The 24692-nt window shown below is 67.1% G+C and carries 22 protein-coding genes and 1 pseudogene; 9 read left to right on the top strand and 14 right to left on the bottom strand.

Annotation, left to right across the window (positions count from 1 at the left end; genetic code table 11):
* Window positions 1-302: 302 nt before the first annotated feature.
* Window positions 303-986, top strand: a complete 684-nt coding sequence (locus ACWDTI_RS01825) for a slipin family protein (protein ID WP_449736318.1) — start codon at window positions 303-305, stop codon at window positions 984-986.
* 161 nt (window positions 987-1147) lie between these two features.
* Here ACWDTI_RS01825 and ACWDTI_RS01830 read toward each other — a convergent pair whose 3' ends face one another.
* Both ACWDTI_RS01830 and ACWDTI_RS01835 read right to left on the bottom strand, forming a co-directional pair.
* Window positions 1148-3322 (bottom strand): 3-hydroxyacyl-CoA dehydrogenase NAD-binding domain-containing protein, encoded by a 2175-nt coding sequence (locus ACWDTI_RS01830; RefSeq protein WP_449736319.1) that lies wholly within the window; start codon window positions 3320-3322, stop codon window positions 1148-1150.
* A 34-nt stretch (window positions 3323-3356) separates the two neighbouring features.
* Window positions 3357-4568: an acetyl-CoA C-acetyltransferase gene (locus tag ACWDTI_RS01835; protein ID WP_449736320.1), complete on the bottom strand. Its 1212-nt coding sequence runs from the start codon at window positions 4566-4568 to the stop codon at window positions 3357-3359.
* A 130-nt stretch (window positions 4569-4698) separates the two neighbouring features.
* Between ACWDTI_RS01835 and ACWDTI_RS01840 the strand changes: the two genes are divergently transcribed.
* Window positions 4699-5871, top strand: coding sequence for a TetR/AcrR family transcriptional regulator (locus ACWDTI_RS01840; RefSeq protein WP_449736321.1), 1173 nt, complete (start codon window positions 4699-4701; stop codon window positions 5869-5871).
* Window positions 5868-6764 carry an adenylate/guanylate cyclase domain-containing protein gene (locus ACWDTI_RS01845; protein ID WP_449736322.1) on the top strand — a complete coding sequence of 299 codons (897 nt, stop codon included), beginning with the start codon at window positions 5868-5870 and terminating at the stop codon, window positions 6762-6764. Before ACWDTI_RS01840 ends, ACWDTI_RS01845 begins: the two co-directional genes overlap by 4 nt.
* Before the next feature lie 147 nt (window positions 6765-6911).
* Here ACWDTI_RS01845 and ACWDTI_RS01850 read toward each other — a convergent pair whose 3' ends face one another.
* From ACWDTI_RS01850 to ACWDTI_RS01870, 5 genes and pseudogenes are all read right to left on the bottom strand, one after another.
* On the bottom strand, window positions 6912-7403 hold the full coding sequence (locus tag ACWDTI_RS01850; protein ID WP_449736501.1) for a TOBE domain-containing protein: 492 nt from the start codon (window positions 7401-7403) through the stop codon (window positions 6912-6914).
* Between the two features lie 93 nt (window positions 7404-7496).
* Window positions 7497-7964, bottom strand: a pseudogene (locus ACWDTI_RS01855) (ATP-binding cassette domain-containing protein); the annotation flags it as partial.
* A complete protein-coding gene (locus ACWDTI_RS01860) occupies window positions 7961-8770 on the bottom strand; it encodes an ABC transporter permease (RefSeq protein ID WP_449736323.1) in 810 nt (269 codons plus the stop codon). The pseudogene ACWDTI_RS01855 and the gene ACWDTI_RS01860, both read right to left, overlap by 4 nt.
* The gene (gene modA, locus ACWDTI_RS01865; RefSeq protein ID WP_449736324.1) at window positions 8767-9540 is read right to left on the bottom strand and encodes a molybdate ABC transporter substrate-binding protein; all 774 of its coding nucleotides are present in this window, start codon (window positions 9538-9540) and stop codon (window positions 8767-8769) included. The genes ACWDTI_RS01860 and modA overlap by 4 nt, the downstream gene beginning before the upstream one ends.
* Window positions 9540-9944 carry a TOBE domain-containing protein gene (locus tag ACWDTI_RS01870; RefSeq protein WP_449736325.1) on the bottom strand — a complete coding sequence of 135 codons (405 nt, stop codon included), beginning with the start codon at window positions 9942-9944 and terminating at the stop codon, window positions 9540-9542. Before ACWDTI_RS01870 ends, modA begins: the two co-directional genes overlap by 1 nt.
* Before the next feature lie 249 nt (window positions 9945-10193).
* Here ACWDTI_RS01870 and ACWDTI_RS01875 point away from each other — a divergent pair, with 249 nt between their 5' ends.
* Window positions 10194-11168: an ATP-binding cassette domain-containing protein gene (locus ACWDTI_RS01875; RefSeq protein WP_449736326.1), complete on the top strand. Its 975-nt coding sequence runs from the start codon at window positions 10194-10196 to the stop codon at window positions 11166-11168.
* Window positions 11165-12013 (top strand): ABC transporter permease, encoded by an 849-nt coding sequence (locus tag ACWDTI_RS01880; protein ID WP_449736327.1) that lies wholly within the window; start codon window positions 11165-11167, stop codon window positions 12011-12013. Before ACWDTI_RS01875 ends, ACWDTI_RS01880 begins: the two co-directional genes overlap by 4 nt.
* 17 nt (window positions 12014-12030) lie before the next feature.
* Here the strand turns inward: ACWDTI_RS01880 and ACWDTI_RS01885 are convergent, their stop codons facing one another.
* Window positions 12031-13320, bottom strand: a complete 1290-nt coding sequence (locus ACWDTI_RS01885; RefSeq protein ID WP_449736328.1) for an ROK family transcriptional regulator — start codon at window positions 13318-13320, stop codon at window positions 12031-12033.
* An 842-nt stretch (window positions 13321-14162) separates the two neighbouring features.
* Between ACWDTI_RS01885 and ACWDTI_RS01890 the strand changes: the two genes are divergently transcribed.
* Window positions 14163-15203, top strand: coding sequence for a sigma-70 family RNA polymerase sigma factor (locus ACWDTI_RS01890; protein WP_449736329.1), 1041 nt, complete (start codon window positions 14163-14165; stop codon window positions 15201-15203).
* 12 nt (window positions 15204-15215) lie between these two features.
* Here the strand turns inward: ACWDTI_RS01890 and ACWDTI_RS01895 are convergent, their stop codons facing one another.
* On the bottom strand, window positions 15216-15638 hold the full coding sequence (locus ACWDTI_RS01895) for a VOC family protein (RefSeq protein WP_449736502.1): 423 nt from the start codon (window positions 15636-15638) through the stop codon (window positions 15216-15218).
* A gap of 105 nt (window positions 15639-15743) precedes the next feature.
* Here ACWDTI_RS01895 and ACWDTI_RS01900 point away from each other — a divergent pair, with 105 nt between their 5' ends.
* Entirely contained in the window at window positions 15744-16436 is a 693-nt protein-coding gene (locus ACWDTI_RS01900; protein WP_449736330.1) for a histidine phosphatase family protein, read from the top strand.
* Between the two features lie 57 nt (window positions 16437-16493).
* Here ACWDTI_RS01900 and ACWDTI_RS01905 read toward each other — a convergent pair whose 3' ends face one another.
* From ACWDTI_RS01905 to ACWDTI_RS01925, 5 genes are all read right to left on the bottom strand, one after another.
* Window positions 16494-17231, bottom strand: a complete 738-nt coding sequence (locus ACWDTI_RS01905) for an SDR family NAD(P)-dependent oxidoreductase (protein WP_449736331.1) — start codon at window positions 17229-17231, stop codon at window positions 16494-16496.
* Window positions 17221-18252 (bottom strand): phosphotransferase family protein, encoded by a 1032-nt coding sequence (locus tag ACWDTI_RS01910; protein WP_449736332.1) that lies wholly within the window; start codon window positions 18250-18252, stop codon window positions 17221-17223. The genes ACWDTI_RS01905 and ACWDTI_RS01910 overlap by 11 nt, the downstream gene beginning before the upstream one ends.
* On the bottom strand, window positions 18249-19463 hold the full coding sequence (locus tag ACWDTI_RS01915) for an acyl-CoA dehydrogenase family protein (protein ID WP_449736333.1): 1215 nt from the start codon (window positions 19461-19463) through the stop codon (window positions 18249-18251). Before ACWDTI_RS01915 ends, ACWDTI_RS01910 begins: the two co-directional genes overlap by 4 nt.
* 132 nt (window positions 19464-19595) lie before the next feature.
* Window positions 19596-20243 (bottom strand): TetR/AcrR family transcriptional regulator, encoded by a 648-nt coding sequence (locus ACWDTI_RS01920; RefSeq protein WP_449736334.1) that lies wholly within the window; start codon window positions 20241-20243, stop codon window positions 19596-19598.
* A 16-nt stretch (window positions 20244-20259) separates the two neighbouring features.
* On the bottom strand, window positions 20260-20937 hold the full coding sequence (locus ACWDTI_RS01925; RefSeq protein WP_449736335.1) for a TetR/AcrR family transcriptional regulator: 678 nt from the start codon (window positions 20935-20937) through the stop codon (window positions 20260-20262).
* Window positions 20938-21038: 101 nt separating this feature from the next.
* On the opposite strand from ACWDTI_RS01925, the gene ACWDTI_RS01930 reads away from it, so the two are divergent.
* Together ACWDTI_RS01930 and ACWDTI_RS01935 are read left to right on the top strand one after the other, a co-directional pair.
* Window positions 21039-21947 carry an oxygenase MpaB family protein gene (locus tag ACWDTI_RS01930; RefSeq protein WP_449736336.1) on the top strand — a complete coding sequence of 303 codons (909 nt, stop codon included), beginning with the start codon at window positions 21039-21041 and terminating at the stop codon, window positions 21945-21947.
* A gap of 475 nt (window positions 21948-22422) precedes the next feature.
* The gene (locus tag ACWDTI_RS01935) at window positions 22423-24666 is read left to right on the top strand and encodes an MMPL family transporter (protein WP_449736337.1); all 2244 of its coding nucleotides are present in this window, start codon (window positions 22423-22425) and stop codon (window positions 24664-24666) included.
* Window positions 24667-24692: the final 26 nt, after the last annotated feature.

A 24692-nucleotide genomic window follows, 5' to 3' on the forward strand; every position in this document is an offset into this window, starting at 1 on the left:
AGTGGCAGAGTGTTCCGTCGGCGACGGAAGAGCAGACGAGATCGGGTTACCGTGATCGTTTCTGCGCGTTCGACTTTCGCCGCCTGCTTCCAAGGCAAGGACTACTGGTTCCGAGGTTCGACTCCTCAACATCGGCGGCACCCCCGGGGTTCCGGGCGGTCTCGGTCCAGCGATCACCGCATCGGCACGAGCACGGATGATCCCACCGAACCACTCGCCCGCGGGTGACGTCTTGCCTTGCTGCACAACAGAATAACCACCACAACGACATGCCCTGCACGGCAACGGAAAGGAGGCTCGTCATGTCCCTGTTCAACCGATTCTCGATCGACCCCGGCCAGATCGTCCTGGAGTACCGCAACGGAAAGCTGACGCGAGAACTCTTGCCCGGCAAGCACATCGCGTGGTCGGATGCGCGTTACGTCGCCGTCGAGATGCGTGAGCGACTGGTACCGGTGGCACTGCAGGAGGTGCTCACCGCCGACGCGATGGCGGTCCGTGTGTCGATGGCCCTACGGGTCATCGTCGTCGACGCGGTGGCGTTCACCGAGCGTGCGGTCGATCCGGTCGCGGCGGTCTACCTGGCCGCGCAGATCGCGCTGCGCGAGGTGTGCGCGACGGTCGCCTCCGACCAGCTGATCCGCCGCGGCGACTCCCTGGATGTCGCGCCCATCCGGGCTGCTGCCGCACGGGCCGCGAGCACCGTGGGTATCGAGGTGCGCGATGCCGTGGTGAAGGATGTCGTTGTCCCGCAGGAGGTCCGGTTGGCGGCGCTCCAAGTGATCACCGCGAAGGCACGCGGCCAAGCCCAGTTGGAGGCCGCTCGCGCGGAGACCGCGTCGCTGCGTGCATTGGCCAACGCGGGTCGGCTGTTGGATGCGCACCCGGCGCTCGCGCAGCTGCGCCTGGTGCAGGCGGCGCCCTACGGTTCGCGTCTCGTCTTGGCCGTCGGCGGTGCAGACGCATCGGCACTCGACGACGATTAGCCGGTCGGTGCGCCTCCATTCGGAATCCGCGCCCTCGATGGGCGGAGCGGATTGGCAACGGGGCAGCGGATTCGCAAGGAGAAGGCGGATTCGCAACGAGAGAGGGACAGGCCCCGACCAGATATCTGGTCGGGGCCTGTCCCTCTCGGCTCAGCGCGAGATCAGAACTTCTCGCCCTTGGCAGCCATGTCCACCAGGCTCTGCGGCGGCTCGAAGTGCTTGCCGTACTTCGACGCCAGGTCGCGGGCGCGGTCGACGAAGCCCGCCACGCCACCCTCGTACTGGTTGATGTACTGGATGACGCCACCGGTCCACGCCGGGAAGCCGATCCCGAAGATCGAACCGATGTTGGCGTCCGGCACCGAGGTGAGCACACCCTCGTCGAAGCACTTCACGGTCTCGAGTGCCTCGGCGAAGAGCATCCGCTCCTGCATGTCCTCGAACGGGATCTGCTTGCTGCCCGACTTGAAGTGCTCACGCATGCCCGGCCACAGGCCGGTGCGCTTGCCGTTCTCGTCGTAGTCGTAGAAGCCCTTGCCGTCCTTCTTGGCGGTGCGGCCGTTCTCGACCATCCAGTCGACGACGGCATTGCTGCCGTGCTCGGGGATCTGCTTGCCCTCGGCCGCCAATGCCGCCTCGGTCTCCTTACGGATCTTCTGCGGCAGGGTCAGCGTCAGCTCGTCCATCAGCTGCAGCGGCGCGGCCGGGTAACCGGCCTGGGTGCCCGCGTGCTCGATGAAGACGGGGTCGACGCCCTCACCGACGGCCGCGATGGCCTCGTTGACGAAGGTGCCGATCACGCGGCTGGTGAAGAAGCCGCGGCTGTCATTGACGACGATCGGGGTCTTGCGGATCTGCAGCGTGTAGTCGATGACCTTGGCGAGCACCTCGTCCGAGGTCTTCTCACCACGGATGATCTCCACGAGCGGCATCTTGTCGACCGGCGAGAAGAAGTGGATGCCGATGAAGTCCTCCTGGCGCTTGACGCCCTGGGCGAGGATGGTGATCGGCAGCGTCGAGGTGTTCGAACCCAGGACGGCGTTCGGCTCGACGATGTCCTCGATCTCGGCGAAGACCTTGTGCTTCACCTCGACCGACTCGAACGCGGCCTCGATCACGAGATCCACACCGGCGAAGTCGGCGGCGTCGGTGGTCGGATGAATCCGGCCGAGCAGCGCGTCACTCTTCTCCTGGGTCGTCTTACCCCTGGCGAGCGCCTTCTCCTCGAGCTTCTCGGAGTAGCCCTTGCCACGCTTGGCGGCCTCGATGTCGATGTCCTTGAGCACGACCTCCATGCCGGCCTTCGCCGACACGTACGCGATCGCGGCGCCCATCATGCCCGCACCGATCACGCCCACCTTCTGCGCGGTGTACGTCGGGATGCCCTCGGGACGCGAACCACCGTTGTTGATGTGCTGCAGGTCGAAGAAGAACGCCTTGATCATGTTCTGCGCGACCTGGCCGGTGAGCAGCGAGACGAAGTAGCGGGTCTCGACGATGTCGGCGGTGTCGACGTCGACGTAGGCACCCTCGACGGCGGCGGCCAGGATGGCACGCGGAGCCGGCATGTTGGCGCCCTTGATCTGCTTGCGCAGGATGGCCGGCAGCGCCGGGAGGTTGGCGGCGAAGGCCGGGTTGGTCGGTGCGCCGCCCGGGATCTTGTAGCCCTTCTTGTCCCACGGCTGCGCCGCGTCGGGGTTGGCGGCGATCCAGGCCTTGGCGGCCGGGAACAGTTCCTCGACGGAGCCGACGACCTCGTCGACCAGGCCGACTTCCTTGGCCTTGGACGGGTTGTACCGCTGGCCCTGCAGCAGCGCGTTCATCAGGGCGTTCTGGATACCGAGGAGGCGCACCGTGCGGACGACGCCACCGCCACCGGGGAGCAGACCGAGGGTGACCTCGGGGAAGCCGATCTGCACGCCCTTGACGTCGGCGACGACGCGGTAGTGGGTGTGCTGGGCGATCTCCAGGCCACCGCCCAGAGCGGCGCCGTTGATGGCGGCGACGACGGGCTTGCCCAGGGTCTCGAGTCGGCGCATGACCTTCTTCATGCCCAGGGTGCGTTCGGTGATCGCGGTGGCGATCTCTTCCTTGGACTGCGAGCCACGATCACTGCTCATGTCCTTGAGGTCACCGCCGGCGAAGAACGTCTTCTTGGCCGAGGTGAGCACGACACCGGTGATGTCGTCCTTCTCGGCCTCGAGACGCTCCACGATCTCCGGCAGCGAGGTCATGAACAGTTCGTTCATGGTGTTGGCGCCCTGGTTGGGGTCGTCCATGGTCAGGATGACGACGCCGTCGGCATCCTTCTCCCAATTGAACATGTTGTCACTCATGGTGTTTGAAAGATTCTTTCTGTGAAGTGGCGGGTCAGAGACGCTCGATGATGGTCGCGACGCCCATGCCGCCGCCGATGCACAGGGTGACCAGGCCGTAGCGGCCGCCGGTGCGCTCGAGTTCGTCGAGGCAGGTGCCGAAGATCATCGCGCCGGTCGCGCCGAGCGGGTGGCCCATCGCGATGGCACCGCCGTTGACGTTGACCTTCTCGTGCGGGATCTTCAGATCCTTCATCCACTTCATGACGACGGACGCGAACGCCTCGTTGAGCTCGAAGACGTCGATGTCGTCGACGGTCAGGCCGGCCTTGCGCAGCGCCAGTTCGGTCGCCGGGGTGGGTCCGGTCAGCATGATGGTCGGCTCCGAGCCGATCTCGGCGAAGGTGACGACGCGGCCGCGCGGGGTCAGACCGTTGCGCTTGCCGGCCGCTTCACTGCCGATCAGCACCAGGCCGGAGCCGTCGACGATGCCGGAGCTGTTGCCACCGGTGTGGACGTGGTTGATCTTCTCCACCGAGTGGTACTTCTGCAGCGCCACGTCGTCGAAGCCGGCCATGTCGGCCATCGCCTGGAAGGCGGGCTTGAGCTTGCCGAGTGACTCGACGGTCGAACCCGGACGACGGTGCTCGTCGTGGTCGAGCACGATCACGCCGTTGATGTCCCGGACGGGAACCACGGACTTGGCGAAGTAACCTGCGCTCCAAGCCTTCTCGGCACGATCCTGAGACTCGGCGGCAAACGCGTCGACGTCCTCGCGGGAGAAGCCCTCCATGGTGGCGATCAGGTCGGCACCGATGCCCTGCGGAACGATGTAGTTGTCGTACGCGGTGGCGGGGTCGGTGAACAGTGCGCCGCCGTCGCTACCCATCGGGACGCGCGACATCGACTCGACACCACCGGCGAGCACCAGATCGTCGAAGCCGGAGGCGACCTTGGCCGCGGCGAGGTTGGTGGCCTCGAGACCGGAGGCGCAGAAACGGTTGATCTGGGTACCGGGGACGCTCTCGGGCAGCCCGCTGTTCAGCGCGGCGGTACGCGAGATGACCGCACCCTGCTCACCCACCGGCGACACCACACCGAGGACGACGTCGTTGACCTCGGCCGGATCGAGGGAGCCGTGACGGGCGAGAACCTCGTTGATCAGCCCGGAAACCAGATCGACCGGTTTGACGCTGTGCAGCGCGCCGCCGCGCTGCTTGCCACGGGGCGTACGGATCGCCTCGTAGATGAATGCTTGATCAGCCACGTTGAGTGCTTCCTTTCGCATGAACCATGTGTGGTTACCCGCCAAGGCTAACGCGGAATAACTTATTTGGCCATACCGGGTGGTCATCAAGGCTTTACGACCGCGAAAGATGCGCTATGGTCGATTAACCATGCCATCGTCGAAACCGTCCCGCCGCGCACGCCCGGCCGATCGTAAGAGGCAGCTCGCCGAGCTCGCGGCCACGCTGTTCGCCGAACGCGGATATCCGCAGGTCTCCGTCGCCGACATCGCCCGCGCGGCAGGTGTGACGGCGCCGTCGGTGTACCGGCATTTCGACGACAAGCAGGCGCTGCTGGAGGCAGCGGTGATGGCGGGTGTCGACGACCTGGAGTCGTGTACCGACCGCGCACTGTCGAGCGGCGGAGATCCGACCGCCGCGCTGATCGCCGCCGTCTGCAAACTCGGTGTGCAGCGACCCCAGTCGACGACGCTGTGGCGCTGGGCGAGCCAGCACCTGACCGACGATCAGAACCGTGAGGTCGTGCTCCGCACGCGAGAGATCATGCACCGGTGGGGCGGCGCGCTCGCGACGGACTCCGACATGACCGACCGCGAGGCCGTCGAGCTCGCCTGGGCGGTCGTCAGCGTCGCGGGCAGCATGGCGGTGCACAACACCCGCATGCCGACGGCCCGCGGGCTCGCCGAGATCGACACGCTCGTCCGCAGAATCGTCGCGCTGCGCCCGGACTCGGCACCGCCGCTCCCCCCGCTTCCCCCGGCCGGGGGCGGTCTCGCCACCCGTCGGGACGAAATACTCGACGCTGCAGCGCAACTCTTCGCCGAACGCGGATACGCGGGCGTCGGCGTCGACGACATAGGTGCCGCGGTGGGCATCACCGGTCCGAGTGTGTACAAGCACTTCAGCTCCAAGCTGGCGATCCTGCTCGGCATTGGGCAACGCAGTGCCGCACGCCTGGAGGCCGGCGTGATGGCCGCGTATGCCACCACCGCAGATCCAGCGAAACTCCTTGCACTGCTCGTTGATTCATATGTCAACGTGATCGCCTCCACCCCCGACCTGTCGGTGGGCTTCAACAACGCCTACGCCCTGGCCGGCCAGGCGACGGCGTCGGATCTGCTCGACATCCAACGCCGTTACGTCGGTCGGTGGATGGATCTGCTGATGGCCGCCGACCCCGAGATCACGCGCGAACAAGCGGGGGTGGCGGTTCACGCCGCGCTGTCGATCGTCAACGACGCCATCCGGATGCGCCGCGGGACGTCGCGCCCCGAGTTCGGTGCCCGGATGGCGTATCTGATGAAGGGGGTGTTGGGGCTGTGAACGAGCCTCATTTCACCCGCGACGAGGTGGTCGCGGAGCTGGGTCTCTCCGAACGTTTCGCGGAAAAGATCTGGAACGCTTTCGGTTTCGCCCGCTCGTCGGGGACCGACAAGATCTTCACCAAGGAGGAGTTGGACGCCCTGCGACTGTTCGCCGAGTCCGAGCGCACCATGCCGCTCGAGGCGCAGATCGCCACCGCCCGCGCAATCGGCCAGACGATGGCGCGCCTGGCCGACTGGCAGGCCGACCAGATCCGCGAGTTCGACCAGAACCCGGACGTCCCGTGGTCGATCGATCAGATGAGCGCCGCACTCGGGCAGGTGCAGCAGTTGATCTGGCGGCGGCATCTGTCACTGGCGCTCGAACAGCACATCGAGCGGGCCACCGACGAGCACCTCGACCTGGTGGTGGGTTTCGCCGACATCGTCGGCTACACCAGCCTCTCACGGCGGATCGCCCTCGACGAGTTGGAGCGACTGCTCGAGTACTTCGAGGAGCGGGCCTACGAGGTCGTGCACGAGCACGGCGGCCAGGTCGTCAAAACCCTTGGTGATGCAGTCCTGTTCACCTTCGCCGATCCCGGCTCGGCCGCTCTCACCGCGCTATCGGCGCACACGCTGTCCACCGACCGGGAGATTCCGCCCCTGCGGGTCGGATTGGCACGCGGAAACGTGCTGCGCCGACTCGGCGACGTCTTCGGCGAACCGGTGAACATCGCCGCCCGCCTGACCGGATCCGCCTATCCCGGAACGACACTCGTCGACGATGCGATGGCGGCCACTCTGGCCGACGACGACCGCTTCTATCTCAAGTCGGTACCGACGCTCAGTGTCCGCGGCTACAAGAGACTGAAAGCCAAAGCGCTGGAACCCAACCGCCACATCGGCGGCTGACAGCCTGCCGGGCGAGTCGCGGGACCTCGGATCGAGGTCGGATGCGACGTCACCTCGACGGTGCCACCTCGGCTCCGTACGCACGACTGAATGAGTTCGCATGCGACTCTGTCGATACACCCGCACCGTCACTACCACGCGCAACCGTCAGTACACCCGCACCGCGGTGGCCTTCACCGCGAGGTAGACGTCTCGCCCCACCACCAGCCCGAGATCGGCGAGGGCGGCGCCGGTCACCTCGGCACTCATCACGTTGCCGGCCACGTCTGCGCGCACCAGCATCCGGTCACCGTTCGGCACGATCTGGGAGATGCGGCAGCCGAACACATTCCGGAAACTGGCATCGGTGGGTGGTGAGGTGAATACCGCGACCGCGTCCGGCGCGAACACCGCTGTCGCATGTCCGCCGTCGGCGATCGGCTCGGCGATCACGCCGGCGACATGCACCCCGTCAAAGGCGACGCCTGTCCCATCCCACACTCCCGCAACCAGATTGAGGCCGGCGAGCCGGGCGACGAAGGAATTGACGGGCGAGCTCAGCACCTCACGTACCGGCCCACGGTCCACGGCGCGGCCGGTGTCGATGACGAGCGCGTGATCGGCGAGGGTGACGACGTCGACGACGTCGTGGGTGACCATGATCGTCGTTCGGGTGTGATCGGCGAGGACATCGCGCAGCAACGCCCGCAGACGTCCCGCGACATCGACATCGAGGGCACGAAAAGGTTCGTCCAACAACAGAATCCGGGGCTCCGCGGCGAGCGCCCGGGCGAGCGCCACCCGTTGCGCCTGACCCCCGGACAGCTGGGCGGGTTTACGGTCGGCGAGTTCGGTCACCTCCGTCACGGCCAGCCAGCGGTCGACCCGCTCGGTCACCTCCGATCGCGAGAGATGCTGCGCGGCCGGCGCAAACGCGACATTCGCACGGACCGAGAGATGCGGGAAGAGTCGCGCCTCCTGCGAGAGCAACGACACCCCGCGGCGGTGTGCCGGGACGCGAGTATGCCTGTCGCACAACACCTCGTCGCCGACGGTGACCCGGGTGCGACCACCGGAGTGGAGCAGACCGGCAATCAGCCGCAGGAGCGTGCTCTTTCCCGCACCGTTGGGTCCCACCACGGCGGTCGTGGTACCCGGCGAGAAGCTCTCGTCGAGATCCAGCAACGGAATCCGGCTGTCGGCCACCACCTGCAGACTCACAGCGCCGCCTGTCGCCGGCCACCGGGGCGCGCATGCACCCCGACCACCACGAAGAGTGACACGAACACCAACACCAGCGACAGCGGGATCGCGGCGGTGGGATCGTCGATCTCGGCAACGTAGATCGCGAGCGGCGCAGTCTGCGTGACCCCCGGAGAGTTTCCGGCGAACGTGATGGTGGCACCGAATTCGCCCATGGCGCGGGCGAAGGCCAGCACCACACCGGCCAGCAGCGACGGAACGATGAGCGGTATCGTCACCCGCCACAGCGTCCGCGACGGTCCGGCACCCAACGTCGCGGCGACCTCCTCGTAGCGTGTCCCCGCCACGCGGAGGGCGCCCTCCACGCTGATGACCAGAAACGGCAGCGCCACAAAGGTTTGCGCCAGGATCACCGCCGTCGTGGTGAAGGCGATGTCGATGCCGATCGCTCGCAGGTGTGCGCCGACGAGCCCGAGGCGGCCGAAGGTGTACAGCAGTGCGATGCCGCCCACCACGGGCGGCAGCACGAGCGGCAGCAACACCAGCGATCGCAGGACACGCGTCGCGAACCCGTCGTGGCGCGCGAACACCACCGCCATCGGGACACCCAATGCCACGCACATCAGGGTGCTCATGCCGGCGGTCTTGAGCGACAACAGCAATGCCTGTCGCGACGATTCAGACGTGACCTGCTCGAGAAAGGTGTCCCACGGGGTCTTGGCCAGCAGGGCGATCGGCGGCAGGACGATGAGCGCGATCCCGAACGCGGCCGGTACGTACAGCCACGCCGGCACTCCGCTCGCGCCGGATCGCCGTGGGATCAAGGCTTCCCGAAGCCCGCGTCCGCGAGGATCTGTTGCCCGGCGGGGCTGAGAACCGCCTCGACGAACTCCTTGCCGACCGCCTCATTGGCCGATCCCTGCACCGTCGCGATCGGATACTTGTTGACCACCTCGGCGAACGCCGGATCGGTGACGGTGGTGACCTTGTCGCCTGCTCCCTTCGCGTCGGTGACGTAGACGACCCCGGCGTCCGCCTGTCCGGTGGTCACTTTGGTCAGCACCGCTGTGACCGACTGCTCCTCGGATGCCGGATTCAACGTCACCCCGGTGTTCTTCTCGACAGTGGCGGTGGCGTTGCCGCACGGTTGCGCGGGCTGGCACACCACCGTGGTCACACCGGGCTTGTTCAGATCGGCAAACGAGTTGACACCCTTCGGGTTGCCGGGAGCGGTGACGATCACCAGGGTGTTGGTCGCGAAGATCTTCGGGTCCACGGCCTGATCGCCGAGCTTCGTCATGTTGTTCTCGTCGGCGCTGGCGAACACATCCGCGGGCGCACCCTGCTTGATCTGTGTCACCAGCGTCGACGACCCGTCGAACGAAGTCTTGACCGTCACCCCGGGATGACCCTTCTCGAACTCGTCCGCGATGGCGGTGAACGTCTTCTTCAGTGACGCCGCGGCGAACACGTTGAGAGTGGTCGCGGGCGCGGCAGACGACGACGTGGCCGTCGTCGAGTCATCCGACGACGAGCACCCCGCGGCCGCGGCAACGAGCGCCGAGACACCGACCACCAACAGAATTCTCTTCACTATCCGTCTCGCTTCTTCTCGACGATCACGGTGGTGGCCTTCACCACCGCTGTGGCCACCGACCCCGGCTCCAGACCGAGTTCGCGTGCCGATTGCGCACTCATCAACGAGGTGACCTCGAACGGGCCGCACTGCAGCGTCACCTGAGCCATGACTCCGTCGGCGATCACCTCGGTGACCAGTCCCGGGAAGTTGTTGCGTGCGGAGCGGAGCACCCCCGAGCCGTCGTCGGGTTGATCGCCGGCCCGATCTCGGGCCAGCCCGGCGAGTTGCGCTCCATCCACCGTCATCACGCCTCGGTCGTCGGTCGTGGCATCGAGCACCCCGGCGGTCGTCCATCGCCGAACCGTGTCGTCGCTGACACCGAGCAACGTGGCTGCCTCCCGAATCCGGATCTCTCCCACCAGGCTCACAATATCCGCAATCTCGTGGTTTCTGCCCCAGAATGTCCGCGCCTGCGGTCCACGGATGGCCGGTTGACTTCAAGGCGTGTTGAGCTTCTACGGTGGTCGATGAGAAAATCGGACAATTCGCCGAAACCGGCCGATGAGTTCCGGCGGTCACCCCGGTCTACCGGTACGTCGGCGGCCTCGCGGCGGCCGGGGCGAAAATCGTTCGCCAATTGTCCGACCCCATCGATAGCGTGGAGAAACATGAGCTCAGATATCGCCATCGAAGCCATCGACCTGGTCAAGAGATTCGGTGATTTCACCGCCGTCGACGGGGTGAGCTTCACCGTGCCCGAGGGCTCGGTCCTCGGACTGCTCGGCCCCAACGGCGCCGGGAAGACGACCATCGTCCGGATGATGACGACGCTGTCGCCGCCCACCAGCGGTACCGCCCGCATCGCCGGCTACGACGTGTCCGAGAACCCGGAGATGGTGCGGCGCAACATGGGCCTCACCGGACAGGCGGCCACGGTCGACGAGATCCTCACGGGCCGGGAGAACCTTCGGATGATCGGCGGCCTCTACGGCATCGGCCGACGGGAACTCAATCGCCGCGGCGACGAACTGCTGGACCAGTTCTCGCTGACCGACGCCGCCAACCGGCAGGTCAAGTCCTACTCCGGCGGCATGCGTCGACGGCTGGACCTCGCCGTGAGCCTGCTCGCGGCACCACCGGTCCTGTTCCTCGACGAGCCGACCACCGGCCTCGATCCACGCAGCCGCTCCGAGTTGTGGGTGGTGTTGCGCGATCTGGTCTCCGGCGGCACGACATTGCTGCTGACCACCCAGTATCTGGAAGAGGCCGATCAACTCGCTGACGACATCGTCGTCATCGACAAGGGCACCATCATCGCGCACGGCACCCCGCTCCAGCTGAAAGAGCAGGCGGGTGCGGCAAGCCTGGTGCTGACCGTGTCCGACGCCGATGACATCCCGGAGGCCGAAGCCCTGCTCCGCAAGACCGGCACCGAGGTGTTCGTCGATCACGGCGCACGACGGCTGACCTCCCCGGCCAATGGCCTGCACGACCTGAACCGCGTCGCCGCCTGGTTCGACGAGAGCGGCATCGCCATCGACGACCTCGGGCTCGCCCGCCCCAGCCTCGACGACGTCTTCCTGTCCCTGACCGGCCATCGCGCCGAGGACACCACGATCACCGATGAGGAGAAGTCCGCATGACCACCACGGTCCGCAGCGACGACACGGTGTCGCAACGCCCCGCAATCCACCAGACCTCGGTTCTTCAGCAGTCCTGGATCATGGTGAAACGCAACATGATCCACACCAAGCGCATGCCCGAGATGCTCTCGGACGTGACGATCCAGCCGATCATGTTCGTGCTGCTGTTCGCCTACGTGTTCGGCGCGTCGATCACCAACACCGGCGACGTGTCGTACAAGGAGTTCCTGCTGCCCGGCATCATGGGGCAGACCATCGTGTTCACCGCGTTCATCGTGGCCACCGGCATCACCGCCGACCTGGAGAAGGGCATCATCGACCGTTTCCGGTCGCTACCTATCTCCCGTTCGTCGGTGTTGATCGGGCGCAGCATCGCGAGCCTGCTGCATTCGTCCATCGGCATCGTGGTGATGGCGCTGACGGGTCTGGCCATCGGGTGGCGCATCCACAACGGGTTCTGGGACGCGGTGCTGGCGTTCGCGCTGGTGCTGCTGTTCGGCTTCGGGATGATCTGGTTCGGCATCCTCATCGGCTCGTGGCTGCGGTCGGTGGAGGCGGTCAACGGGTTCATGTTCAGCACCCTGTTCCCCATCACGTTCCTGTCGAACGCGTTCGTGCCCACCGCACCGATGCCCACCTGGCTGCGCATGATCGCCGAGTGGAATCCGGTGTCGGCGCTGGTGCAGGCGATGCGCGTGCTCTGGGGCAACGGCCCCGCCGCCCCGCCCGGTTCGCCGTGGCCGCTGCTGCACCCGGTGATCGCCACGCTGATCTGGGCGGTCGCGCTCACGGTCATCTTCGCGCCGTTCGCGTTGCGCGCCTACACCAAGCGCACGACGGACTGAGACCCCAGCCCGCCCCGTCACGCCGTGAACGACAACGCTTCCAGCGGGTCTGAGTAGATGGCGTCCAACGACACCGCACCGGCCGCCTGCTGCTGCACCGTGGTTCCCGAATGCGATACGCGCACATCGCGATTGGGCACCACCGAGGTCGCCTTGACGGCCTTCGCGACGGTGGGCAGGGTGGCCGGGAAGTCGGTGAACGCCTGACCTCCCAGCACTATGTGATCGGGGTTGAAGATGTCGGCGATGAGCCCGACGGTGCGGCCGAGCACCTCGGCGCGCTCCTCGAGCAACGCCCGTGCCGTCGCGTCGCCGGCGCGGGCACGGTCGTGCACACCTTCGATATCGGTGACCGAAAGGCCGAGCGCCGAGGCGGCTTCCACCACGCCCGTGTCGCTCGTGGCCGCCTCGAGCCGACCCGTCCGTTGCGGGTCGAGCAGGGTCGTCACACCGGTCGGGAAGTGTCCGATCACCGGCGGGCCGGCGCTCGGCGTGTGCACCATGCCGTCGACGCTGAAGGCGATGCCCACCATTTCACGCGCGTAGAAGTAGAGGAAGCTGGACTTCTTCTGGTCCGGGTTCACCACCAGTTCGGCGGCGGCCATCGCCTCCACGTGCGAGGCCACGGACACCGGCAGGCCGACGGTCTCGGCGATGACGCGCCCCACCGGGGCCGCCTTCCAGCCGAGCCGCGGATGGTCGACGTGCCCGCCGGGCGCGACCCGCCCACCGACGGCGACGCCGGCCCACAGGACGCGGCGCCCGGCCCAGCGACCGGCGAAACGCCTGGCGCTCACGCCGATCGCGGAAAGGGTCTGCTCCGGGGAGTCGCCCTCGGGGGTGGGGATCTGGATGGCCCCCACGACCCGATGCAGGAGGTCGTGCGTGGTGATCGAGGTGACCTTGTAGCCGATGTGGATGCCGAGGGTCAGGAAATCGGTGACGTTCAGTTCGAACGGCAGTCGCGGACGGCCGATGGCGCCGGCCGGCGCCAGGTCGGCGCGCTCACGGATCAACCCGGCCTTGAGCAGGGCACCGACCTGGCGGTTGACGGTGGAGATACTCAGCCCGGTGTGTTCGGCGGCGTCGTCGCGGAACACCGGCCCGGACAGTCGGGCCGTCCGCAGAACCAGGGCGGCAGGCTTGGTGGACAGCTGCAGCTGCGGAGTGGCGACGTGAATCGTGGTTGCTCCCTTCCGCGGCGTGCCGTAGACGAGTGGGCGACGGGCACGCGCACCGACGGGTCGGCGCGCCTGCGGTCGAACGGGTGCAGGAGAGGTGATCTGGTGGTCGAGCGTGGCGGTCATGTGTGTCCTCGTCGAATGTGCCACATCCGCGACAAGTCCGCGTCTCAACACGCGTGCTCACCGCAGACGACAGCGGGGCTGGACCGGAAGCGGTCCGGGGCGAAGGGCTGTTCAGCGCATTCGGCGACAACACAGAACGCGAGCAAACGGCAGCCGACAGCCCAGCGCGGTCATCACATAGGTGACCTCTGGGACGTAGGGCTCCGAGCTCGTCATGGCGAACAACCTAGCAACGCGCGATCGGTGACCGCAACCCTTTCGGGAGCGGCGTCACACCGTCGCTCATCGCCCTGATATGGGCGCTCACCGGCGAGAATAGGTCGCCGACCGGATTTCCGAACGGGTTGGACGCAGCGTGATTCAAACCGGCTGCGGAGCCTCGGCGCAAGGAGTCTGGGAGTCGGGAGCCCCGGGCGGCTCGAGCCGAGCGTCTCGAGCCCCGGCGCGTGGAGCGCGGCGCGTGGCGCGTGGAGCCCCGGCGCGTGGAGCCCCGGCACGTGGAGCCGGGCGCTTGGAGCCGGGCGCGTGGAGCCCGGTAGTCGGGTCAGTGCCGGGCTCGGCGGTCCGGAAACCGATCCCGGACCGCCGAGTCCGCCCCCGTCTCACCGATGCCCCGCCGACGCGGCCGGCGTCAACCCGGCGATACCCCTCAGAATCGCGGGTCGACGTCCGCCTCGCTCATTCGGTGGCGGGTCGGATACTGATCTGACGCAGCCACCGCCCGTTAGGTTCCGCCGCCCACGCGATGGGGTTCACGACTCATTCGACCGACCGACGGCGGCGCGCCACAACCCCATTTCGAGGGGCTGATCGTGTCGGTGAGGTCCAGTAACCTGGAACACATGACGGCCACCACCTCCACAGCCGATGCCGAGTTTCTCGAAGTCGCCGAGCCGTATCGACGCGAACTCCTCGCCCACTGTTATCGGATGATGGGCTCGCACCACGACGCCGAAGATCTGTTGCAGGAGACCTACCTTCGTGCGTGGCGCGGGTACGCCGGTTTCGATCGACGGGCATCGATGCGCACGTGGCTGCACAAGATCGCCACCAACACGTGCCTCACCGCGCTGCAGAGTCGTCAGCGGCGGCCGTTGCCGTCCGGGCTCGGCGGCGACGCGTTCGACCCGACCGACGATCTGCTGCAGAATCACGAAGTCCCTTGGCTCGAGCCGTTTTCCGGCACCGTCGACGAGATCGCACCGGGTGACGACGCGGACCCCGCCTACGTGGTGGGGGCGCGCGAGTCGATCCGGCTCGCCTTCATCGCCGCGCTGCAGTATCTGCCCGAGCGCCAGCGCGCGGTATTGATCCTGCGTGATGTGCTGCAGTGGAAGGCCGCCGAGGTCGCCGACACTCTCGGGGTGACGACCGCCACCGTCAACAGCCTGTTGCAGCGCGCCCGAGAACAACTGAAGAACGCTGCACCGCAGGAGAATTCCGCGACGCAACTGGACGACGAGGCACAGCGGGAACTACTCGCGCGGTACGTGTCGGCATTCGAACGCTACGACGTCGACGCCATCGTCGACCTGTTCACCGACAAGGCCATCTGGGAGATGCCGCCGTTCACCGGTTGGTATCAGGGCCCGGAATCGATCGGCACGTTGATCCGTGGCAACTGCCCCGCCGAGAAGGACGGCGATCAGATCCTGCTCCCCACCGTCGCCAACGGCCAGCCCGCATTCGGCCTCTACATGCGCGAGCCCTCCGACGGCGTGCACCGCCCCTTCCAACTCCAGGTGCTCGACCTCGATCCGTCCGGCGTCGCACACGTCGTCGCGTTCTTCAGCGCCACGATGGAGGAGGATTTCGCTCGCTTCGGGCTGCCCGCCACCCCGTACGACGCGCCTGCCCGGACCGCGCCGAGCCCTTATCACTGATCTGCCGACCGGTCACCGATCGTTGCAGCGACCCCCGAGGAGTGCCGCGGGGTCCATCCAGACCACCTCCCAGGCGTGGCCGTCGAGGTCGGAGAAGCTGCGGCAGTAGGCGAAGCCGAGATCCTCTGGATCGCGCAGCGGGGTCGCACCCAACGCCAGCGCGGCGTCGGTACGTTGGTCCACCTCGGCTCGCGAGGACGCGGACACCGCGACGACCGTTTCGCGTCCGTGTGCCGGATCGGCGACGGTAGCCGCCGCGTATCCGGCGAACCGCGTCGCCCGGTGCAGCATCACCCGGCAGCCGTCGTTGACGGTCATGCACAGCGTCCCCGAATCGCAGAACAGCGGGTCGAACCGAAACCCCAGTTGCACGAAGAAGTCCCGGGACCTGGCCACGTCGGCGACGGGCAGGTTGACGAACATCATCATCGACACCTCGGGCACTCCTCCTCCTCCTCCTGCGCTGCACCCCTCGGCAATACCGACCGCGCGCACGGCCCGAACTCATCGCCGGCCGTACGGACCCATAGGCTGGCAGCCATGGGTGTGATCTATCTGGTCCGGCACGGACAAGCCGACCCCAATGCGTATGGCATCAACGACGACACGGTGTCGGCACCGAACGGTCCCGGCGGCCTCACCGACACGGGCGTCATGCAGGCCAAACTCACCGGCGCGCTGCTCTCGAGCCTGACCGGTACCGTGACGGCCGCCCTCAGCGGGGATCTGCCCCGGCAGACGCAGACGTTGGCGGCCGTTCTCGGACAGATCGAGGGCGCGCCCGCACCGACGGTGGACCCCGACTGGAACGAGTACGCGCTTCCCGCACTGGTCGGGAACGCGACCGTCGACCAGTATCGCGACGGCCGCAGCTATCAGCAGCTTCTCGATGCGGGCATCGGCGAATGGATCGCGGACACCGCGGCGCACCACGAGGCGGGCGGCGAAACCTACCGGGGATTCGCCGATCGGGTGAGCGCTGCGGCACAGCGCGCCCGGCAACTCGCGGGCTCCGGCGAAACCGTCGTGGTGGTCTCGTCGGCCGGCACCATCACCCAGTGGCTCGCGCAGCTGTGGGACATCCCCGACCAGCGTTGGCCCGCACTCTCCCGCACGATGGTCAACGCGTCGGTCTCCAAACTGGTGGTCGGACGCAGCGGCGTGTCGGTGGTCTCGTTCAACGAGCACGCACACCTCGCCGACCGAGAAGGCGGCCTGGCCACCTATCGCTGACTCTCGGGCCGCCCCCGCCCCCGCCCTCGCCGCCAGGCGAGGGCGAGTCGAAACCCCTCAGGCCCGGTGCAGGTTGCTACCGGGTCGGGTGAGCACCACATTCGGCAGCACCGCATACCGCGACAGCTGCGTCACCGAGTGCACGATCGTCGCCACGTCGGAGACCCGGATCATCTCGTCGCCGGGGATCTGATCCTTCAGCCAGTCGGACATGTCGGTGTCGACGTATCCCGGCGCGATCGTCGTCGCGCTGACCCCGCCTTCGGACTCCTCCAGGTTGAACGTCTCGCACAACGAGATCAGCGCGGCCTTGGTGGCGCCGTAGGCGGCCAGCTCGGGCTCCGGATAGACGCCGGTGATCGAGGCGATCGCGATGACCTTGGCGGCGCCCGCCTCGGCGGCCGTGGACCGCAGAACCGGCAGCAGCGATTGCAGAAGCACATACGGTGCACGGACATTCACGTGATACAGACGGTCGAAGCGACGTACCGGAAGGTCGGCGATCGCCCCCTTCTGCCCCATCCCGGCATTGATGACGAGTGCGTCGCATCGGCCGAACGCTTCTGTGTGGGCGGCACCGAGGTCGGCGACGGCGTCGGTGTCGGTCATGTCGGCCGGGATCACCTCCACCCGGCCGGCGCCGAGGTCACGCAGCTCGGTCGCCCGCTGCTCGAGGGCCTCCCGTCCGCGTGAGCTCAGTGTGAGATCCCAGCCATCGGCGGCGAACCGAGCGGCGATCGCCGCACCGATACCGCGCGAGGCGCCCGTGACGAGCGCAACCTTGTTATCCGACATGGTGTTTGTCCCCCTTGAGTTGAGTAAGTCCGGCGGCGATGAATTCGGCCGTCGCCTCGGCGGCGCGCTCGGACCCGTCGGAGGTCGCACCGGACCGTGCCCGGTGGGCGATCCCCTCGGCGATCACGCCGAGCTTCAGGTTGGCCAACGCGAGATAGAAGTCCCAGTCGCCTAGGTCCGCCTCGGCGCGCGTCGCGTACCGCTGTGCGAGATCGTCGGCCGACGGGTAGCGATCGCTGGTCCATGCGGCGTCGAAGCCGACGACGGTGTCGAACCCCGGACTGCGGTACACGCACATCAGCGCGACGTCGGTGAGTGGGTCACCCAGGGTGGACAGTTCCCAATCCACCACGGCCCGAACAACTCCGGCGTCGTCGGCGGAGATGATCGTGTTGTCCACGCGGTAGTCGCCGTGCACGATGGTGTTGCGCGAGTGAGTCGGCACACGGTCACTCAATGCGGCCACCAGCCGGTCGACGTCATCGAGTTCGCGGGACTTGACCAGCCCCCACTGCCGTGCCCAGAGCTTCACCTGCCGCGCCGCGAAGCCATCCGGCCGGCCGAACTCTCCCAGCCCGACCGCGTCGTAGTCGACGGCGTGCAGCCGGGTGAGGGTGTCGATCAGGCCATCGACGTTCCGCTCGATCTCGTTGTCTGACAACATATTCAGGTCATCACGAGTGCGGATCACCCGGCCGTCGACGAAGTCGACGACGGTGAACGGGGCGCCGAGCACCTCGCCGTCGGGGTCGATCGCGACCGTCGTCGCGACCGGCACGTCGGTCTTCTGCAGTCCGCTGGTGACCGCCCACTCGCGGTTCATGTCATGCGCCGACGGGGTGAGGCCGCTGGTCGGGGGCCGTCGAACCACCCAGTGCGACTTGTCATCTCGGACACTGAATGTCAGGTTGGACTTGCCACCGCTGATCAGGTCGATCCGGAGGTCGCCGGCCACGGCAACCCCGTTGTCCACCAGGAACTTCCGCAGCACATCGGTGGGCAGCGCGGGATGCCCGGTCATCCGTTGGCCTTTGCCGCGAGCGCCTTGGTCGCGCGGCCGATCGCTCGGCGGGCGATCGCCCAGCGATGCACCTCGGACGGACCGTCGTAGATCCGGAACGGCCGCAGTTCGCGCTGCAGTCTCGCCAGGGGCAGGTCGTCGGACACCCCCAGGCCGCCGCACATCTGGATGCTGCGGTCGGCGATGCGCGTGTAGGCCTCGGCAGCAAAGGTTTTCGCGATGGAGGTCTCGTTGGAGGCGTGATTGCCCTGATCGAGTTCGTAACAGGCCTTCACCAGCAGCGCCATACTCGCCGCGAGGTCGATCTCGTTGTCGGCGACCATCTGCTGGATCATGCCGAGGTCACCGAGCTTGCCGCCGAAGCCTTCCCGCTGGGCGACATAGTCGACGGCGACGTCGTGGCACCGTTGCGCGGAGCCGAACCAGCGCATCACGTGCGTCATCCGGGCCGGTCCGAGTCGCACCTGCGCATACCGATAGCCCTGGTCGACTTCGCCCAGGATGTCCTCGTCGGGCACGAACACGTCGGTGAAGCTGACCTCGCAGTGCCCGCCGATCATCGCGCGGTCGGTGGTGGCGATGTGCCGGTCCACCGAGATGCCGGGCGTGTCCGCGGGTGCGAGGAACATCGTCGCGCCACCACGGTCGCCGGGTGCGCCGGCGGTGCGGGCCATGATGATGTAGAAACCGGCCCCATCGGCACCGGTGATGAATCGCTTCTGCCCGTTGATCTTCCATCCGCCGTCGACCTTGGCGGCCATCGTGTTGAGCGCATTCGGGTCGGAACCGGCGCCGGGCGACGGTTCGGTCATCGCGAATGCCGAGCGCACGTCGCCTGCCGCGAGCGGGGCGAGGTACTTGTGTTTCTGTTCGTCACTGGCGATGTGGGCCAGCATGTGGACGTTGCCCTCGTCGGGCGCACCGATGTGCAGGGCGATCGGACCGAAGGTGGAGTACCCGGCGGCCGCGAACACCGGCGCGCGGTCGGACATGTTCAGGCCCAGGCCGCCGAACTCGACAGGCGCGTGCGGCGCGAAGATACCCTCGGCCTTGGCCTTGGCGTTCAGTTCACGCCGGAGGTCGTCGCCACCGGCCGCGGTGATGTCGCCGAGGTGTTCGTTCTCCACCGGCAGCACCTGGTCGCGGACAAACTGACGCGTCTTCTCGACGAGGTCGTCGACCTCGGGGGCGTATCGCAGGTCCACGGGCATCGGCATCTCCTCAGTCATCGGGCCGACCGAGCGATCGCTCGGCAGGCGTCACAATGCCAGAGGTGCGCCACGCGGTCAAGTCACCCGAGGCTCCTGCACGTGCACATCGGCCGAGCCATGCGCGGGGTCAGGTCATGCCGACGTGCTGCGATACCCCACGATGTCCCGCGCGAACTGCAGGTTGCGGGAGATCAATTCGTCGGCGTCGAGTTCGCCGTCGAGCTTGTACCAGGTGGACACGCCGACGCACATCGTGGCGACGGCCCGCGCGGCGTCCTTGGGATAGCGCGTGGTGAAATCGCCCGCCTCGACGCCGGCGAACACGATCTCGTCGACCATGTGCTGCTGTCGGTCACGATGCCCGATGTAGGTCTGCCGGTACCCGTCGTCGAGGCTGCGTATCTCGGTCGACCCGACAAACGCCTGCTCGCGGCGATACATGTGGAATCGCAGCAGTGACTCGACGACCGCGTCGAACTGGTCGACCGGCTGATCGCCGGCTTCGGCGATGGCGCGTGCCGAGCGGTCCAACAGGTCGGTCATGGTCCGTTCGAGCAGCCCCTGCAGCAGGGATTGCTTGGACGGGTAGTGGTGATAGAGGCCGGGTACCGAGAGGTTCGCCCGCGCGGCGATCTCACGCACCGACGTCCCGTGATACCCCTGTTCGGCGAACGCCGCCAGCGCGGCGGCCAACGGCACCGGAAGCTCCGATTCGCCGTAGTCCCGCCATTCGCCGCGGGCGTGTGGACGCACATCCGCCTGGCCTGCCCCGCTGCTCATGGGTACCAACATATCCTCACTGCGGCGGCGACCCCGGGTGACCCACACCGTCGGCGAGCGCCGTCATCAGTCTCACGCAGATCTCCACGAGCCCGTCGCGGTCCAGATCGAGGTGGCCGTCGAGCCAGGCGGCGATCACCCTGGCAAACCCGCCGACCTGGAAGTTTGCTGCCGCGAACGCTTCCTGCGGGCTGATCGGGACATCGAGGATGCCGGAGGCCGACTGCAACGTCAGCCCGGCGAAGAGATCCGTCGACTCCATGCGCTTGGCGGCGATCGTCGGACTCTGCAGCGACGGCGAGAACAGCAACCGGCCCTTGCGCCGGTCGGAGGCGACGACGTCGATGATGGCCCCGACCGCCCCGGTGACCATGCCCATCATGTCCGTGCCGCTCGCGAAGCCCTCTAGGCCGGTCGCGGAGATCTCCTCGATGACCTCGTCGAACGTCGCGCTCACCAGTTCTTCGATGGAGCCGAAGCTCTCGTAGAAGTACCGCGTGGTCAGTCCCGCCTCCCGGCACACGCCGCGGACCGTGATGGAACCACCGTCCGACGCACCGAGCAACTCGAGCGCCGCGTCGATCAGCGTGGCCCGACGGCGGGCCACCCTGCTGTCGCCGTCCTCGCCGCCGTAGGCGCGCAGCGTCTCGCCACCCTCGGAAGTGCCGACCACCTGCTCCGTTTCACGTGCCACGTGTCCATCTTGGCATCGGTTTCTTGACATCCCTATCGTGACATCGTTCAATGTAATCGAATACAGATGTTGTCAGATATGTCACAGCCGTTGGGGGACCCATGACCGCCGAACCGATCATCGACGATGCCGTTTTGCCGTACGAACTCGAGGCACCGGACACCGAGTACCTGCCGCCGAGCACCCGGATGACTCGCGGCGAACTCGATGCCCTGCCCACCCGGCAACTGGAGATGAAGGGCATCTCGGTCCTCGGCGGTCCGGCCAACGTCATCATGCAGCTCGCGCTGCCGGCCGTCGGCTACGGCGTCTACGAGAGCACCGTGGACAGCGGCAACCTCTTCAAGCATCCGATCAAGCGGACCCGGACGACGCTGAGCTACCTCGCGGTGGCGATCATCGGCAGCCCGTCGGACCGCAAGGCCTATCGCCATGCCGTCGGCAAGGCGCATGCACGGGTGCGTTCCACGGCCGACAGTCCGGTGGCCTACAACGCCTTCGATCCCGCGCTGCAGCTGTGGGTCGCCGCGTGCCTGTACAAGGGGTGGGAGGACATGCAGCGCATCTACGGGGATCCCGCGTCGATCACCGAGGAGGCCTACCAGAACGCCGCGGTGTTGGGCACCACGCTGCAGGTGCCGCGGGATCTCTGGCCGGCGACCCGCGCCGACTTCGACCGGTACTGGGACGAGACCGTCGCCGGCCTCGACATCGATCCGGTGATCCGTGAACACCTGATGAGCATCGTGCGCGGCGAGTTCATGCCGCGCTGGTTCGGCATCATCTTCGGGTGGTGGTTCGAGCTGCTGACCATCGGCTTCCTGCCGGAGAACTTCCGCGACAAGATGGGCCTGCGCTTCCGGCCGTGGCAGCGCGTGGTCTTCGACACCCACAACCGGATTGCTCGAGCCATCCTCAACCGACTGCCAAAGCCGTTGCGCGAGTTCCCGTTCAACCTGCTGCTCCTCGACGTCCGCTGGCGGCTGCGGACCAAGCGTCCGCTGGTGTGAGGAATTGAGGCCGGCGACACCCGTTGTGGTGGTCGTCACGCGCAACGGGCCCGTCCGCGGCAGCCCTCGTCGCCGATCGATCTCGATGAGGTCGTCGCACGCCCTCACTGATCCGACGGGTCGCACCGCGGCCGATCGAGTGAGCGAGCAACGTAGCGACGAGGGCGTCCGCCGGGTCGCGTAAGCCCGGCGGCGCCGGAGCCTTGGCGCACCGGGTCCGAGATCACTTCCACGACAAATGATCTCGATGCACGGGCGGTTCCCGACCAAGCGAGGAACGAACTCGTCGAAGGGCACGGACTCGGTCGCTCATTCGACCGGCGGCAGGGGCGCCCCGCCGGATCAGGCACCGAGCACAGCGCGACGCCGTGCGCACGACGGACGTGTCGACCGGTCGGCGCCGGCGTCCCGCTCCCGACACTCCCGGCCGACGACCCACAAGTACGCTGGCAGAAACATCTGCAGGAGGTTCGTCGTGGCGTTGTCGCTGTATCGACTCGGGCGTTTCACGTTCCGACACAAGTGGTGGTTCATCGGCGCCTGGCTGACCGTGCTGGTTGCACTCGGCGTCCTCGTCAGCGCGCTGGCACCGAAGTTCGCCACCGATTTCGCGCTGCCGGGCACCGACTCCGACCGCGCGATGGCCGTGATGAAGACGGACTTCCCGGCGCAGAACGATCAACTCCTCAAATCATCGACGACGATCCTGGTGGCCGCCGACGACGGCCTGGCCAACCACACCCAGCAGATCGACGCGCTCGTCGAGAAGGCCCGGACGCTCCCGAAGGTCGTCGCGCCACAGAGCATCGTGAACCCGGTGACCGCGGCGCAGGCCAATCCTGCCGTGGCGGCTCGTGTCCTCGGCGATGACGGCAAGGTCGGTCTCATCCAGGTCCAGCAGGACATTCCGCGTCAGGATCTCAAGGACGCGGACATGAAGCAGTTCGAGGCCATGCTCGCCGAGTTCCGTGGCAACGGGCTTCAGGTCGAGGGCACGGGCGCGTTGATGCAGGTGTTCCAGGCCGGTGGCGTCGCCGAACTCCTCGGCTTCGCGATCGCCTTCATCGTGATGATCGTGGCGTTCGGCGCGCTGATCGCCGCGTTCATCCCGATCGTCACCGGAATCCTCGGCGTCGGCATCACGATGCTGCTGGTCACCCTGAGCGCCAAGATCATCGACGTTCAGCAGAGCGCGACGACCATCATCACGATGCTCGGCATCGCCGTCTCCATCGACTATGCGCTGTTCATCGTGTCCCGCTACCGCTCCGAACTGAACCTGGGCGGAAGCCGCGAGGCCGCCGTCGGACGTGCCGTGGGCACCGCCGGCACGGCGGTGTGTTTCGCCGGTCTGACCGTCGTCATCGCGGTCGCCGCGCTGGCCGTCGTCGGCATCCCGTTCATCACCCAGATGGGTATCGCGGCCGCGCTGGCGGTGGTGATCGCCGTGCTCGGTGCCATCACCCTGATCCCCGCGCTGCTCGGCGCGTTCGGCCGGTTCGCGTTCAAGCCGCGCATTCCCGGCATCCGGCACGGCGACGAGCCCGATTCGCAGCCGTCGAACGGCCTGCGCTTCGCCCGATTCCTGACCCGCTATCCGCTGCCGGTCGCCCTCGTGGGGCTGTTCGTGCTGGTGATCGCCGCGCTGCCGATGACCAAGATGGATCTCGGCATGCCGTCGACCACGGACAGCGAGTACGCCGCCACCCAACTGCTCAAACGCGGTTTCGGTGAAGGCGTCAACGGTGAACTGCTGGTGGTGGTCAGCAACGCCGAAGGCGGGAATGTCGCCGCGGCCGCGAACGACGTCGTCGCGCATGTGAAGACCCTCGACAACGTCGCCAACCCGGCGACCATCATGTGGATCGGGAACGGCTCCGATCCGCGGGACCGGCAGGCGGGCGCCACGGCGGCGCTGGTCGCCGTGACCCCGGAGCAGTCCCCGAGCGGCCCTCAAACGCATGAGCTGATGAACCAGATCCGGGATTACGCCGCGACCTCACCGGGCGGTGCCACCGTCAACGTCGGGGGCCAGACGGCGATCATGTCGGACATCTCGGCGAAGCTGTCGTCGGCGCTGATCCCGTTCCTCGTCGTGGTGGTGGGTCTGGCGTTCATCATCCTCGCGATCGTGTTCCGGTCCCTGCTGGTGCCCGCCATCGCCACCATCGGATTCGTGTTCTCGGTGTGCGCGACGTTCGGTGCCACCGTGTGGATCTTCCAGGAGGGCCACCTCGGTCTGGCCGCGCATCCGCAACCGATCATCGCGTTCCTGCCGATCTTCCTGGTCGGCGTGGTCTTCGGTCTTGCGATGGACTACCAGGTGTTCCTCACCAGCCGAATGCGCGAGGAGTATGTGCACGACGAGACGGCCAAGGACTCGGTGATCATCGGCTACCAACACGGGGCCCGCGTGGTGGCGTCGGCGGCGCTGATCATGATCTCGGTGTTCGCCGCGTTCATGCTCGCGCCGGATTCGACCGCCAAGATGATGGGCTTCGCGATGGCCGCCGCGGTGTTCTTCGACGCGTTCATCATCCGCATGGCGGTGATCCCCGCGATCATCACCATGTTCGGCGACGTCGCGTGGAAGCTGCCGCGCTGGCTCGACCGCATCCTGCCGAACGTCGACATCGAGGGCACGGCGATCCGGGAGATCCCCATCGACTCGCAGGTCGATCCCGCGCTGTTCAAGGGTGCGGAACCCGCCAACGTCTGAGCCGACCCCGGATCCGGCCGGCGTCT

It is taken from the genome of Gordonia sp. NPDC003424, from assembly GCF_053588655.1.